13 protein-coding genes are annotated in these 13,910 nt (G+C 61.7%); 7 read left to right on the top strand and 6 right to left on the bottom strand.

The window, feature by feature from the left end; translation table 11 throughout:
• Positions 1-116 precede the first annotated feature (116 nt).
• The 4 genes from SE91_RS05750 to SE91_RS05735 form a co-directional block, all read right to left on the bottom strand.
• Positions 117-731: a hypothetical protein gene (locus tag SE91_RS05750; RefSeq protein ID WP_061846887.1), complete on the bottom strand. Its 615-nt coding sequence runs from the start codon at positions 729-731 to the stop codon at positions 117-119.
• Between the two features lie 171 nt (positions 732-902).
• Positions 903-2,204 (bottom strand): O-antigen ligase family protein, encoded by a 1,302-nt coding sequence (locus SE91_RS05745; RefSeq protein ID WP_245318345.1) that lies wholly within the window; start codon positions 2,202-2,204, stop codon positions 903-905.
• 173 nt (positions 2,205-2,377) lie between these two features.
• Positions 2,378-2,959, bottom strand: a complete 582-nt coding sequence (locus SE91_RS05740) for a hypothetical protein (RefSeq protein WP_061846886.1) — start codon at positions 2,957-2,959, stop codon at positions 2,378-2,380.
• A gap of 168 nt (positions 2,960-3,127) precedes the next feature.
• Entirely contained in the window at positions 3,128-4,330 is a 1,203-nt protein-coding gene (locus SE91_RS05735; RefSeq protein WP_061846885.1) for a polysaccharide biosynthesis/export family protein, read from the bottom strand.
• Between the two features lie 274 nt (positions 4,331-4,604).
• Between SE91_RS05735 and SE91_RS05730 the strand changes: the two genes are divergently transcribed.
• The 3 genes from SE91_RS05730 to SE91_RS05720 all read left to right on the top strand — a co-directional run bounded on the left by SE91_RS05730 (position 4,605) and on the right by SE91_RS05720 (position 6,887).
• Complete coding sequence (locus tag SE91_RS05730) at positions 4,605-5,177, top strand: hypothetical protein (protein WP_245318343.1); 573 nt, start codon at positions 4,605-4,607, stop codon at positions 5,175-5,177.
• Between the two features lie 75 nt (positions 5,178-5,252).
• Positions 5,253-5,528: a hypothetical protein gene (locus SE91_RS05725; RefSeq protein ID WP_008561415.1), complete on the top strand. Its 276-nt coding sequence runs from the start codon at positions 5,253-5,255 to the stop codon at positions 5,526-5,528.
• Between the two features lie 408 nt (positions 5,529-5,936).
• Positions 5,937-6,887: a hypothetical protein gene (locus SE91_RS05720; RefSeq protein ID WP_245318341.1), complete on the top strand. Its 951-nt coding sequence runs from the start codon at positions 5,937-5,939 to the stop codon at positions 6,885-6,887.
• A gap of 11 nt (positions 6,888-6,898) precedes the next feature.
• Here the strand turns inward: SE91_RS05720 and SE91_RS05715 are convergent, their stop codons facing one another.
• Complete coding sequence (locus tag SE91_RS05715) at positions 6,899-7,525, bottom strand: transglutaminase-like cysteine peptidase (RefSeq protein ID WP_061846883.1); 627 nt, start codon at positions 7,523-7,525, stop codon at positions 6,899-6,901.
• 193 nt (positions 7,526-7,718) lie between these two features.
• On the opposite strand from SE91_RS05715, the gene SE91_RS05710 reads away from it, so the two are divergent.
• Positions 7,719-8,456 carry a metallophosphoesterase family protein gene (locus SE91_RS05710; RefSeq protein WP_061846882.1) on the top strand — a complete coding sequence of 246 codons (738 nt, stop codon included), beginning with the start codon at positions 7,719-7,721 and terminating at the stop codon, positions 8,454-8,456.
• 19 nt (positions 8,457-8,475) lie between these two features.
• On the top strand, positions 8,476-9,129 hold the full coding sequence (locus SE91_RS05705) for a hypothetical protein (RefSeq protein WP_061846881.1): 654 nt from the start codon (positions 8,476-8,478) through the stop codon (positions 9,127-9,129).
• Position 9,130: 1 nt separating this feature from the next.
• Here SE91_RS05705 and SE91_RS05700 read toward each other — a convergent pair whose 3' ends face one another.
• On the bottom strand, positions 9,131-9,433 hold the full coding sequence (locus tag SE91_RS05700; RefSeq protein WP_245318339.1) for a hypothetical protein: 303 nt from the start codon (positions 9,431-9,433) through the stop codon (positions 9,131-9,133).
• A gap of 567 nt (positions 9,434-10,000) precedes the next feature.
• Here SE91_RS05700 and SE91_RS05695 point away from each other — a divergent pair.
• Positions 10,001-10,378 (top strand): hypothetical protein, encoded by a 378-nt coding sequence (locus tag SE91_RS05695; protein WP_061850993.1) that lies wholly within the window; start codon positions 10,001-10,003, stop codon positions 10,376-10,378.
• Between the two features lie 1,313 nt (positions 10,379-11,691).
• A complete protein-coding gene (locus SE91_RS05690) occupies positions 11,692-13,530 on the top strand; it encodes a serine hydrolase (RefSeq protein ID WP_061846879.1) in 1,839 nt (612 codons plus the stop codon).
• The last annotated feature ends 380 nt before the right edge of the window (positions 13,531-13,910 follow it).

The following is a 13,910-nucleotide window of genomic DNA, read 5'->3' as shown; positions in this document are numbered from 1 at the left end:
GGCTCAACGACCAAAACAAAACAGCGCCGATTGAGCGCTGTTTTGCTTTTCAGACATCGCCGGCAGAGCTCCGTTGTCTACAGCGAGGTAGAGACGGTAGCTCGAGGCGCCATCGATCAAGGACTTACTGACTGGCCAACGGTCGAGGTGCTGGTCGAGCCGGTATAGCTTGTTGTCGTATTCGGGTAATGCAGGCCGCCAAACGGGGAAGCAGTCCCACTCAATCCGCCCGACACAAAGCCGCTGTTACTGGTCGGCCCGCCTGCACCCGTGCCACCGCCGCCACCGCCGCCGGTCGCCGCGATTTGGACGTCGCCGGTTGCGGCCTGGTAGGCAGCGATTACGTCCGGATTTCCCGTCCCTGCGATCGCGGCCTGGATTTCGCTGGCGAACGCCTGGTCCTGCTGTGCCGCCATGCGTGCAAGCTGCGCGAGCCCAGCCACAATCGCCCGCATCTGATCCTTCGTCGTCGTGGGATCCTTTAGGAGAGCGATCAAAGCCGGCACGGTGGACGGATCGGAGGCTCCGAGATCGCGTACTCGCGAGATCATCGGTGCGCCGCCCGCAGCAAACTGCTGCAGCAGGCTCGCAGGCGAGGCTTTGAAGTCAGAGATGGTCTGAGCTGCAAGCTGCCGGCTCGGCGGGTAAATCGCTGCGTTCGCTGCGGTGACAACCGTGATGGCAAATAGCGCGGTAAGAACCCTCCGAAGCGCGAATTTGTAGACGCTCATGGACACCCCCTGAAATGAGCCGTTCCGAAACATAGTTAACGAACCATTGTTAAACTGACCGTGTGAACCTATCGAAACAACCGCTAGCTGTCCACCAAATCCGATATCTTCGTTAAAGCCCTAAGTGCTTCAAACACGGAAGGTTTTTGGATTGTTGGAGCAGAGGCTCGGTCAATCGGGAAACCTCGTACCGGGTTGATCCAACTCGATCATTGGCGACCTGCTTTCTTCCCTTCTTGCCGGCCAGCTACGGAAGGATTGCGCCAAACCCACGCCAAACAGAGCAAAAAATGGGATCGAATAGCCGGGGATCTGCAGCGTGAAGTCCAGTGACGAATGCAGCAGTGACAGACTGGCGGTCGCAGCCGCCGCAAGTGGAATGATGATGTCTCTCCGCCGAGTGAAAATCCCTCGTGCCAAGACGACGAACATGACGCTCCAAGCGAGCCCGACGAGGAGCGTCAGCGGGATTCCAACTTCGGAGGTGAGTTCGAGTGGGGTCGAATGCGCACGGTCCCAGACGCCATAAATGGAAATATGAGGACTCCGATAGGGCGGAAAGGCCCATCGGAAGGTGCCCATCCCCGTCCCGAACCACGGGTTGTTGCCGATGATCTTCAGGGTGGATCTCCAGGCTTCCACCCGTCCCTCGTCAGCGAGCCCCTGCAAATCAAACCGATTGCTCACCCGCCCGCCAAGCAAGTAGATCATGCCTAGCGCCACCGCCGTACTCGCCGCAAGAGAGCTCAAGATGCCCGTGCGGCGCGGCAGATCTCTCCGTAAAAACAATGTGACGGCGACGATCATGGCAAGGAGCGAGAGCCCAACGCCCGCTCGCGAACCGGTCATAAACATCGCGATCAAGCAGATCATCAACGCCGAGACCTTCGGCAGCATCTCGCGCCTAGGAATGTCAGAAACGTAGCGCCAGACGCGCTTCCAGATGAGCCTGCGCTCCGGCAAGCGCCGCCGGACATCCTCCAGAATCAGCAGCATCCAAATCACCGCGCAGGAGCCAAAATAGGCCGCCGCGGTGTTGCGATTGATGAAGGTGCCGGTGACGCTGCCGAGATAGGCCGTCTTGTCCCGCCACAGGATCAAGGTCGGCTCGATCAGGAACGAGGCGACGCCGTACAGCGCGTAGGCCGCGCCGGAGATCGCGATCACCCACAGCAGTCGTCGCGCGCGCATCCGATCGGCACCGACGGTGATGCCGAGCACGATGGCGAGGATGTTGGCGAGCGGCGCGCCGAGGGCGAAGAACGCCTCGTTCTTGACGATCGATGCCGACGGGGCGATCGGCACGCCGAGCAGGTCCGAGGCCTGCTTCCAGATCGGCTGAAACGGCGCCACCCAAGGATGGTCGGAGAGCTGCTCATGCAGCACGAAGCCGTAAGCGGCGACGATGACGGCGATGCCGGCCAGCAGCCACAGATGCGGCCTGCGCAGATCGCGCGTCGGCGCGAAGATCACCGCGATCCCGAGACACAGGCACCAGAACGCGATCGACAGATCATTGGTCGAGCCGAACGGAAACGGCGCGCCGGCGGCCACGAAGAACAGGATGAAGGCCGCGGGCAAGCTCCACGACCAGCGGATTGTGGGAGACCAAAGGCGCATCGGCGTTGTACGAGCTTTGCTCGAGCTTAGAGGAAGCAATCGATCGGATAGATCTTCAGATCCACGTTGAGGCGGCTGTTCCGGGTCTGCGCCCGGAACGCATAGAATACCCCAAAGCTATCACTGCCCGGATCGAGTTTTATTCCGGGGGTCAATTCGTCGGGCGGGACCAGAAGGCCGATATGCCTGTTGATGGCGGAAATCTCGACCCGCGCCTCGCCTTCGGCAAAATGCCCACTGAGCTGGGTGACGGTGACCTTCGGCAGGCCGCGGCGCTGATGGCAGACATCCTCCTCCCAGAGCTTGGTCTGTTGCACCAGCGGTTTGCCCGGGTCATCGGGTACGACGATATCAGGGAAAGACGGACGCAGCATCCCGAAGAACTTGCTCTCCTTGGAGTTCGCGGACAGGCGGACGGTGAAGGCGAGTTCGGCCTTGGCTCCCTTGAGGCGCGACAGGATCGGAGCGTCAGGCTCGGCGGAGATCATCACGTCGATGCGATGGCGCACGCCCAGCTCTGCGGGAGCGCCGAGAGCTGTCCCGGCCGGCGCCAGCGCGACGGCGAAAGGGACGAGAGCCAGAAGACGCCAGAATGCTCGAAAGCGCATGAAGCCCCTTGCAACAGAACAGGGTGACCGACGACGGGCCCGTCCTGCTCAATGACGCCTCGATCCGAAACTTGCCGGCCGATCGAGACAATACCGATTCGTCCGCCGAACGAAAATGGCACCGGGACAAAGCCCCGGTGCCATCGTCTTGGCCGATCAAGTCGGGCCTTACGGCGCCAGTTTGATGTTGTTGCGGAAGACCAGCGCGTTGTTCGACAGATTTATCGCATCGTTGCCGGTCGCCATGATCACACGGAGGTAGGTCAGGAACTTGGCGACTTCGATGTTGCGCGAGTTCGAGACGTAGATGATGTCCTGGTTCTTCATCATGACTTTGGTCGCAAGGAAGAAGCCACCCGGATCGCGGAAGTTCACGTTGAAGATGACCGGGATCGTGTCCGAGGTGTACTTGCTCACGTCGATGCCGAGCTGGGCTGCGACGTCACGCGGCTCGCGGCGGTAGAGATAGACAGCAGCCGGATCCGCCTGACCATCGAGGAGACCGCCGGCCTTGCCGACAGCTTCGCCGAGGTTAATGCGCCAGGCATCGAAGTTGAACTCGCCGCTCTGGCCGCTGGCGCCGAACGCCAGGAACTTCTGCTGCTCGCGATAGACATAGATGCTGTCGTCGGGGCGCACATAGACGTTGTTCTCGGGAGCCATCACGAGATTTTCGAACGGCACGGTGGCCCGTCGTCCGCCGCGCTCCAGCATGACCCAGGTCTCGAAGCCCTGGCCCTTGATACCGCCGGCGCGGGTGATCGCATCGAGCACGCGGTCCTTGGCACCTGCGGCGCTCGCGGGATAACGCGCCGGCGAATTGACTTCGCCGAGCACGCTGATGAGCTGGGTGCGCTGCGAGGACATCGCAACGACCGCCTGCGGCTCGATGGCGCGATTGCCGATCTTGTCGATGATCGAGCGCTGGATCTGAACCGCCGTCAGGCCCGCGGCTTTGACCTGGCCGGCATAGGGCACCGTGATGAAGCCATCATTGTCAACGGCCTGGTCGGGGATGGTCACGAAGTTACCCGGACGGACGCCGGCTTCCGCCGGGATGAACAGACCGCCTGCTGCGGCTTCGAAAATGGTGACGCTGACGACGTCGCCGATGCCGAACACGATGCTGGCGGGCGGACGGCGGTCGGTGAACACGCCAGCGAGCCCCTTGGGCTCGTGGGTGTGCAGGATCTTCACGGTCGCCGGATTGAGCGGCACGAGTTCGTAGGCCGGTGCGCTTTCGGTCTGGATCTTGTTGTTGACGTCATCCGTCAGCGGACCCGAGCCAGGATTGGTCGAGCAGGCCCCGAGCGCCAAGGCGGCGGCCAGAAACGCAAACTTCAAAGCATAGGTCTTGGCAATGGATGACATGAATCTGCCTGAGGTCCCCAATCGACATAAATTGGTACGGCCTAGGGGGTGGTGCGACAAGTGTTCCCGGTGGTTAACGGAGCGATCCGTCGGCTACTGTGGCGCGCAGGCCACTCTTTGAGGCTTGGTTTAACCCTTTGTGACCATTTGTTGTATTTCGTGTGCCCGGCCGGAGAGCAAACGGCCCGACTCAAGGGCGCAGTGTGTCGAGCGCGAGGCTTCTTGACCTGGCTGCGGTCTGCTAAGGCTGGGTCCGTTAAGAGTAGGACCCCCCATGACTGGCCTCCTTCTGATCCCGCTTTTGGCAGGTTCCCTCCTAGGCGCCGCTGATCGCCCATGGGGTCCTGCCTCTCCCTGCACCGGCAGCACCGGTTTTTCATGTCAGGAAGCGCCGATCGTTGCGGCGGCGACCTCCACCCCTTCCTCCGTCTGGAAATTCACCCGGACGCAAGGGACCAAGGACGGCGAAAGCTTCGCGGCCATCATGAAGACTGCCGACACCAGCCAATCCGACCCGGACTTCGCTGGCCTGATCGTCCGCTGCGCCCCGAAGGGCAAGGTCGACGTGCTGGTGGCCCTGATCCGACCCTTTCCACCGCGGAGCCGCCCGAAGGTGACCATTGCCGCGAGCGGCGGCGGCACCTTGACCTTTGATGCCGGCATGGCGGCCGCGGGCGCCGCTGTGCTTTTGCCCGACGAGGTCTCGGCCTTTGCCGCCGGAAATTGGCAGACGACGCCCTCCCTGTCCGTGGTGGTCAGGGAAGGCGACAGCGAGATCAAGGGAATGGTGGCCCTCAATGGGCTACGGGAGGCCTATCATTCGCTGCTGGCAAATTGCGGCCAATAGGCCAAATTTAGCCATACGACTTAAGGGTCTTTTTAGGCGGGAAACCTAGGGTCCGGAGCACGGAGAGTGTTTCGAATGACCGCCTTTTTGATTTTCAGCTTTCTCACAGGTGCCGTGCTGGGCCAACGCTTTCGCGTGTTCGTGCTCTTGCCGGTAACATTCGCCCTGGTGCTCACCATGCTGCCGGTCAGCATGATGACCAGCCTCGGCTTCCTTGAAGGCATGAAGGCAGCGGCGTTCGCAGCCATCGCTCTCCAGGGCGGTTACCTGTTCGGTTCGGGGGCGCGCTTTGCCCTTGCCGCCGCACGCGCCACCCGCGTCTTCGGTCGACCGGTCAAGGCCACCCGCTGATCGCGACGCAGGCCTCTGTTTTGAAAACCACACGCCCGCTTGTATGGTGACCTGACTCGTTTCAGGATTCCGCATCGAGCGCGCCGTTTGTCCCTCGCTTATTTTGCCCTCATCGTTTCCATCGTCTCCGCTTCCGCTCTCGAAATCGCCGGCGCCAAGTTCGGTGCCCAGCTGGGGTCGATGGCCGCAGCGCTAGGCTTGCTGGCGGCCGCCTCGAGCACGCGCAAGGCCGACTACGAGCACTATGTCCGCGCGACCTCCTGGGGCCGCTGGATCCTCATCGCCATTCCGCTGTGCATCGCCGCTCAGCTCGCCCCGCTTCCGCTGAGCTGGGCGCATCCGATCTGGGCCAGTGCCCACGACGTCCTCGGCGGCTTCTCGCTCGGGCCGATCACCGCCGATATCGGCTTGACGGTGGACGCGCTGGTGTTGGTGCTCGCAGCGATCTCATTGCTCGGCATCGCCATCCTGGTGGTCCGCAACCGCAGCCGTGCCGAGCTGGTTCTCTTCGTGCTGAGCGGAGTAACGGCGACCGCCGCCTTGGTCTTGGATTTGCATCGGCTCTCGCCGGGGCTTGCTGCAGCAGGGCCCTCTGATCTCACGACGACCTTGGCCGGCCTCGGCCTCATGCTCAATCTGGCGGTCATGCAGCTCGCGGCTGAGCGGGCCGAAACGCATCACTCGGTCCTTCGCTCCGTCTTGATCGGTCTTTGCGGTCTCGTCGGGGCCCTGGCCTGCGCAATCGCGATCTTCGGGCTGTCCGGAACGAACAGCGCGGTCGCAGCAAGCTTCGGCGTCGTGCTGATCCTGCTGATCCTCGTCATCCGCAGACTGGATCTGTCACCATTGGCCGCGACCGCCTTGTCGGTGGCAGCCCTGATCGGCGCGGCCATCGTCCTGACCTTCCTCTTCGAGAAAAATTCCGGACCGGTCCTTCTGCGACTCGTCCCGGAGATGGGGACCGAGACCAAGGCCGCGCTCGAGCGCATGCTGGCCGATACGCGCTGGTTCGGCGCCGGCGCCGGGACTTTTGCTGCGGTCGGCAGAATCTATCAGAACGATGCCGGAGCCCTCTTGACCGCCCCCTCAGCGGCGACAGCGGTCTTTGCGGGATTGGGATGGATCGGCTTCGCTGCCATGATGGCGGTGAGCCTGATCGCCCTGGTCCGCCTGTTCTTCGGCGCCTTGCAGCGCGGCCGCGACTCGTTCTTTCCTGCAGCGGCCGCCGCCTGTGTTCTCTTTGCGCTCGTCCAGAGCTTCGCAGGTCCGGGATTGCTGCGCCCGGCAGCCATCCTGTGTCTGTCGGTGATCGTAGGCCTCGGGCTGTCGCAGAGCGTCAGCCAATCTGGATCACGATAGAACGCGCGTGATCAGACCGCGCGGTCGCCGAGCGAGGCCCAGTAGTTCGGGTTCTTGGGCGATTGGATGCGGACCCAGCGATAGGGCTTCTTCGACCACGGCATGATGTGACCGGAGAGATTGTCCAGCACGAGATCGCCGGAGAAGGTCCGCACCACCACAACGAGATGATGCTCACCCCAGGTGGTCACGACCTCGCTGAGCAGCACCGAGCGCGCCGGAAAGCCCTTGGCGATCAAATCGTGGCGTTTTGTCACGGCGTAATCGTTGCAATCGCCGCTGGTCGGGTGCAGCAGCCATTTCTCGCCGCGCAGCCCTTCCAGATTGGCCTCGGGGCGGATCGCGGTGTTGACCCGCTGGTTGACCTCCTGCATCTGCGCCATGCGCTCGGCCGTCAGCTTCAGACGGCCGCCTCGAAACACGATCTGCTGCGGACGCGGTTTGCACTCGTCCTTGTACTTCAGGCAGAAGATGGTGAACGCCATCGGCGCCAGCGTCGGCTGGTCGAACTTGATGTAGTGGATGGCGCCGCGCAGCCCCATGGGCGCGCCGACGAAGGCGGCTTCCGCTTTCTGCTGCACCCCCGCAGCAACCACGATCGCGGCCACGGCCGCCAGGAACTTTACCACTTTGCGCATGTCGCGCTCCCCGTTCTTGTTGGGGAGACGCTACGCGAGACCTCTTGAAATACGGCTCAAAGGTCACCCGATGCTTTAATCAAAATGCGCTCTCATCGGTCGGAAACAATTAAGAATACCGATGCATGACTTGTTCTGCTAAGAGCGGTCACGACGTTCCGCTCGTGACGCTGGATACGATTCGACCGACCTGATGGGCCTTTCCTCCCGCTTTCGAAAGAAGACCAAGCCTCGCCTTCCCGATGGCGTTCGCGTCTATGCGATCGGCGACGTGCATGGCCGCGCCGATTTGCTTCAATCGCTGTTAACCGTGATCGATGCCGACCTCGCCCGCTCGGCCCCGCAACGCGCCATTCAGGTCTTTCTCGGCGACTATGTCGACCGCGGGCCGGACTCGCGCGCCGTTCTTGATCTCTTGATCGCGCGCTCGAAATCGCACGAGACGGTCTGCCTGAAGGGCAACCACGAGGTCTTCCTGCTCGAGGTCCTCAAGGACCCCGCCCGCCTGCAGGAGTGGCGCCACTATGGCGGCCTCTTGACGCTGGTCTCGTACGGCATCACGCCGACGATGAACCCGTCCGCGGAGCAGCAGGTCGAGCTGATCGAGGGACTGAGACGCGCGGTGCCGCCGGAGCATCTCGCCTTCCTCCAGCAATTGCCCTCGTCCTTTACCTGCGGCGACTTCTTCTTCGTCCATGCCGGCGTCAAGCCGGGCGTCCCGCTCGATCGCCAGAAGGACGAGGATCTGCTCTGGATCCGCGAGGAATTCCTCGCCTCCGAGGAGCGCTTCGGCAAGTATATCGTGCACGGTCATACTCCGGTCAGCGCGCCCGACATCCGGGCGAACCGCATCAACATCGACACCGGTGCATATGCGACCGGCAACTTGACGCTCTTGACGATCCAAGGCGATAGTCTTCTCGCAATTTGAAAGCTTAGGCCGAACTTCGGTGATCCCGCTCCGCGTCATTGGCATCTTGACCGCAATCGTGCTGGCGCTTCACGCCGGCATCGCGTTCTATGGCGATCTGATACGACCGAACTTTCGCGCCAGCGATTTGTTCTCGGGCGAGATTCCGCCCGAGAAGACGAAGCTGGCTGCCGCAGGTGGTTTGGCGTCCGTGTCATGGGATGGCGAGCTGCTGGCGAATTACGCGGCTGCGACGGCTGCTGACGTCCTCCACCGCCCTTCGACCGAAGCGGCCGGCAAAGCCAGGGAGAACAAGGCGGCCCAAAGCGCGGTCGTCACCGCCTTGAAAGTCTCACCAATCAGGCCCGCGCTATGGCTGACGCTCGGCACGCTGCAGGCCCAGGCCGGCGAGGCGGTCACGCCTGCGGTGAAGATGTCTTACCTGACCGGCGCGGTGCCGGTCGACGTCGCGCTCTCGCGCGTCCGGACCGTGACCTCGAGCGCGGCTGCAAGCGACGAAGAGATCAAGCTCCTCGCGCAATCCGATATCCGGGCGGCACTGGCCAATCGCTCGCGTTACGAGCCTCTGCTGGTCGCCGCCTATGTGCTGGCGAATCCGCAGGGCAAGTCCCTGCTGCTCGAGACCACGAAGGTCACCGATCCCAAATTCAACGAGATCTTGCGGCGGTATTAACTCAGCGCAGGGATTTCGGGTTGACCGGCACGAAGTCCTGATCGCGGCGCGGTTGGTCGGATCGTCCCTGGTAGACGAACATTCCCTTCTTGGTCGTAACGATGTCGCCGCGTTGCAGGCTGTCGTCGCGCAGGAGACGTTCGGTTGCGACGACGTCCGGATCTTCCGGAGCGGGCTTGTAGAGCTCCGGATGCGCGCGCCGCTCGCGCGAGGCTTCTTTGGCCCGGCGCCGTGCCTCCTCGATGCGCTGCCGCCATTCATCGCGCGAGACTTCCGGCTCGCTCGGTGGAAGATAGTCGTTCACCGAGGGCTCCGGTTCGCTCTGAGCCAAACACGAGAGCGGACAGGCAACATAGATGGCAAAGCCCACGACGACGGCCAAGAACGCCCTGACCGGTGCGCACCCCGGGATGCGATCTGAGACGGAATTGCGGCGAACGGATTGCACTCCGATAACTCCAATGAGGTCAACAGCAGTCAAGAGCCACGACAAGTTCAGCCCATGAGGTTGCCAATTGCAACAACTGCAAGACGGTAGATTCGATGGGCAAGCCGTTTGGCGGGGCGGCGGATGACGGCCGGACGAACATATTCGACTCCTGACCTCGAAACCTTCGGAGACTCTCCAATCAAGTTCGAAAAAACAACCCCATGCACAGTAGGCGGCGCCAGCCAAATCAATGGGTTACAAATCCCCGAAACTCGGTTTGATCCGTCGGGCAAAACAGGGGTAGGATGGCATGGTTCGGAGGAAGGCGCCGGATGATCGCGCGGCTTGAGGTCAGATGATCGCTACGTCGAACAACTTCGTTCTAAGACCTCGTTAGCTCATTGCTGCTACCTTCGGCGTCCGCTCGTGGAGTTGCCGAGAATGCGTGCAAGATTGGTATTGCTGTTCGGCGTTGCCATCGCGGCTTCCGCCATGTCCGGCCTCGCGGCGCAGGCCAGCCCCCTCTGCATCAAGGAACGAACCCCGTTCGCCTTGTCGGACGATACGGTGAAATGGACCATGTCAATCGCTCCTGGAGCCGACTGCATCCAGGGGCTGCGTTGGTCGTACATGCAGATCTTCAACGTATCGGTCGTGAGCGGACCATCGCGGGGACAATTGGCGGTGGTGGGGTCCGGCTTTCGCTATTCGGCGGAAAAGCATCCGCCGAGCCGGGATAAGTTTACGCTGTTGATCTCAGGCAAGAACCGACATGACTTTGGAACGTCGACCTTGGAGGTCGAAGTCAACCCGCACTAGAGCACGCCTAACCGCGGCCAAAACGCAATGAGACCAGGATAAACTGGTCGCTGCGCGCAGCATGCTCCAATGCAGCATGTTCTAGGGCGCGCACTCATAAACTTCATCGATGTCCGCTTCACTCCGATACCGACCGGGTTTGTGCGACTGCACCAAATGTCGCGATGGGCCAGAAGGAGACTTCAGCGGGTTTCGCTTTTGATCAGTCTGACCACTTCAGTCAGCGTCATCGCTAATGACCCGAAATTTACTTCCTGCCTGCTCGTCAACAAGGACTTCTAGAACGAGGTATTCTTTCCCGATGGTCAGCCACCCGCTCGTCCGCACGGGCTCTCCATGTGTATTCAGCAGTCTAGTACAACGGACCTTCATCCCTTGAATTCCGTCAACTTAAGCGACCCTCATTCATAGATCTTCTCGCGATTGCCTTACAAGACCAGTGAAGTCCGTTAGGGGTCACACAAGCGGCCTTCGGCAGGTATTGCCGTGAAGATCCCTTACGGGCCCAGAATCAGAATCCAAATTTTTCGGCGGATACGGCCGACGCGAACGGAAGAGCGGCCATATTGCGAACCACATAACGATCCACCAGAAAACAACTAGACATAGCCCGAACCAGAGATGATGCGAGCCTTGGCTGACTGATCCCAGAAAGCATCTAACGCCTGTCGGTGGGCATATCACGTCCGAAAGGCGGACCAGCCAGGTTGCCGGCGTCCAAACCAGAAAGAACAAAGCCTTCACAGCGTCATGACTGAAAGCACCAACCGCAATCACGACCAAGGCGCTGAGCAGCCCAGCCAGCAAATGCAAAATCGCGCGCATCGATTGCCTACGCCTAAGTGTCGGCTTGCCAAGAATAGCAGCTACGGGAGCATGTCAGCTATGGGTCACTAGCGGTCTTCACATGCAGTTGGCGGGACGTCCGCAATAAGTCTGGAGCCGAAGCTGACTGCCCTGCGTCTCGGAATGTTCAAATCCGTTGCTGCCTCAGATCCGCATTCCCGGATTAACATGCCTGAATCCAAAGCGGCGTCGAGACCCCCTTCAGGACGTTGATTTCATTGAATTGTATGGCGGGACCCGTACGCCGATCATGGTCGAGACCCTACGCCGAAAACACAGCCCTATGCGACTCTCATGACGCCGCCATTTTTTTGCAGAACGTGAGCGAGCTCACACCGCCGCTCGCCGAAAACCCATACTCTTGGGCCGTATTGCACGTCATTCACGAAGAGCGAACGAGGCGCTGAGCCAGGTGTCGCTCTGTCTGTTGAAGCATCAGTCGCAACATCGGCAAGCAAGAGGCGCACATGGTCACCGCATGGCAGGCCCGTCACAACCTCTCGGGCGCTGATTTTCAAGGCGCATTCGATCTTCTGAAGAACCAGGGCTTTCGTCCCATCGACGTAAATGGCGGCAGCGCCAACGGCGTCGAACGGTTCTCCGGCGTCTGGGAGCAATCACCGGGACCCGCAACCCAGGTACGCCACGGCATCAACGCAGCCGCGCACCAGCAGCTGTTCACGACCCTGCCCGCCCAGGGATTCCGCCCGATCGCAGTGAGCGGTCATGACACGGCAGGCGGGATACGCTTCAGCTCCATCTGGCAGGCCATCCCATCGCCGGAAGTGAGGGCGCGGCATGGCCTGACCCCGGCACAATGGCAGAACCAGGTGGACACGCTTCCGAACGAAGGCTTCCGCCCGGTGGACCTGTGTGGCTACACCGAAGCCGGCCAAGTGCGCTTCGCCTCCATATGGGAGCGGACAACGACGCGGGAATGGGTGGCACGCCACGGCATGACGGCCGGAGAATACCAGCAGCAGTTCAATCATTGGGCCACCCACGGCTTCATCCTGCACCGGGTGAGCGGCTACCTGGACGGCGGGCAAACCCGCTACGCGGCACTCTGGAGCCGCGGACCGGACCTGACCTGGCAGGCCCGGCACGGCATCGACGCTGCGCAACATCAGACGGAATTCAACGCCCTGGTGAATCGCGGCTATCGGCTGGTCAAGGTAAACGGGTATCCCGAGGGCGGCACGGTTCACTACGCCTCGATCTGGCACAAGCCCTTCCTGTCGGATCGCGATGAGACGACGATCCGCCAGGCGGTGCAGAACTTCATGACCGCTCACAACGTGCCCGGTGTCTCGATCGCGATGACCCGCAACGGCGCGTTGATGTTCGCACGCGCCTTTGGCAACGCGGATAGCGCCGGAACGCCGGTCCTGCCAAGCCACCTCTTTCGTATCGCCAGCGTGTCAAAACCGATCACCTCGATGGCGGTCTTCCGGGCGATCGAAGCCGGATTGCTGGCGCTCACCGATCGGGTCTTCGGGCAAGGCGGCATCCTCGGCACGCAGTTCGGGACACTGCCCTATCCGGATCAGCGGGTCACGCAAATCACAGTGCAGCATCTGCTCGAGCACACCAGCGGCTGGAGCGGCGCGCAGGACCCGATGTTCGGCCAGCCCAGCGCCACACACGCGGATCTGATCGGCCAGATGCTTGGCCTCACGCTTGCAAACAACCCGGGTGCGATCTTTGACTATCTGAACTTCGGCTATTGCGTGCTCGGCCGCGTGCTGGAGCAGGTGTCCGGGTTGAGCTATGCCGACTTCGTGCGACAGCGGGTGCTCGCGCCCTGCGGCGTGACGGACATGCACATCGCCGGAGACACCCTGGCTCAGCGCCGTTCGAACGAGGTCACCTACACCCAGCAGGGAACGTTTAACCCCTACGCCCTGCCCGTCGCTCGCATGGATGCCCATGGCGGCTGGATCGCCAACCCGACCGACCTCTTGCGCATCGCGCTCCGGTTCGACGGCTTCCCGTCGAGGCCGGACCTGCTCCAGTCCACGACCGTCGCCACCATGGCGACCGCCACCACGGCGCCGGCTGCAGGCGGCGGAGCCGCCAACTACGCCAAGGGCTGGGCCGTGAACAGCGCGGGCAACTGGTGGCATCTCGGCGACTTCGCCGGCACCATCAGCGAACTGGTCCGGACCTCCGACGGCTTCTGCTGGGCGATCCTCGCCAACACCCGCAACGACGCCCAGCTCAACGCCATGCGAACGGCGATCGACAATCTCGGATGGACGATCAAGAACGGCATCACCGACTGGCCGGCGGGCGACGCGATTTGAGGTGGTGTCGGATCATTCACTGTGTTCCCACAACCCGGTGAGGATTCTGGCGGACGCTCATCCAGTTGCCAATGTAAACGCTGCACCGCTTGCGCCAGAACTTAAGGATCTGATCCACGACCTTTCCTCACGATGGAAAGAACACGAATGCGTCGGCTCAGCCGAACAGGCGAGGACGTTGCTGCCAGTCTTGAAATTGCAGATTGAGTGAGCATGCAGGTCGTCACCGGCAATCACGGTACGCCTGCTTCGGGTCATTTTCGACGGTTTCAGCGGATACTGTCGGCTGGCTGATGTCCGCTTCTACCCCGTAAGTGTCCAACCGGGGCCTGCCCAGAAGCGTTGCGTCTGGCCAGACCCCTGTGATTCAAACTCCCAAA

It is taken from the genome of Bradyrhizobium sp. DOA1 (assembly GCF_001593325.1).
Lineage (GTDB): Bacteria > Pseudomonadota > Alphaproteobacteria > Rhizobiales > Xanthobacteraceae > Bradyrhizobium.
This window is presented reverse-complemented; position numbering and strand designations above follow the sequence as displayed.

Coding starts and splice junctions, on each gene's coding strand:
- SE91_RS05750 (WP_061846887.1), bottom strand. CDS start 731: ATGAGCGTCTACAAATTCGCGCTTCGGAGGGTTCTTACCGCGCTATTT.
- SE91_RS05730 (WP_245318343.1), top strand. CDS start 4,605: ATGACTGGCCTCCTTCTGATCCCGCTTTTGGCAGGTTCCCTCCTAGGC.
- SE91_RS05695 (WP_061850993.1), top strand. CDS start 10,001: ATGCGTGCAAGATTGGTATTGCTGTTCGGCGTTGCCATCGCGGCTTCC.
- SE91_RS05740 (WP_061846886.1), bottom strand. CDS start 2,959: ATGCGCTTTCGAGCATTCTGGCGTCTTCTGGCTCTCGTCCCTTTCGCC.
- SE91_RS05690 (WP_061846879.1), top strand. CDS start 11,692: ATGGTCACCGCATGGCAGGCCCGTCACAACCTCTCGGGCGCTGATTTT.
- SE91_RS05710 (WP_061846882.1), top strand. CDS start 7,719: ATGGGCCTTTCCTCCCGCTTTCGAAAGAAGACCAAGCCTCGCCTTCCC.
- SE91_RS05715 (WP_061846883.1), bottom strand. CDS start 7,525: ATGCGCAAAGTGGTAAAGTTCCTGGCGGCCGTGGCCGCGATCGTGGTT.
- SE91_RS05735 (WP_061846885.1), bottom strand. CDS start 4,330: ATGTCATCCATTGCCAAGACCTATGCTTTGAAGTTTGCGTTTCTGGCC.
- SE91_RS05725 (WP_008561415.1), top strand. CDS start 5,253: ATGACCGCCTTTTTGATTTTCAGCTTTCTCACAGGTGCCGTGCTGGGC.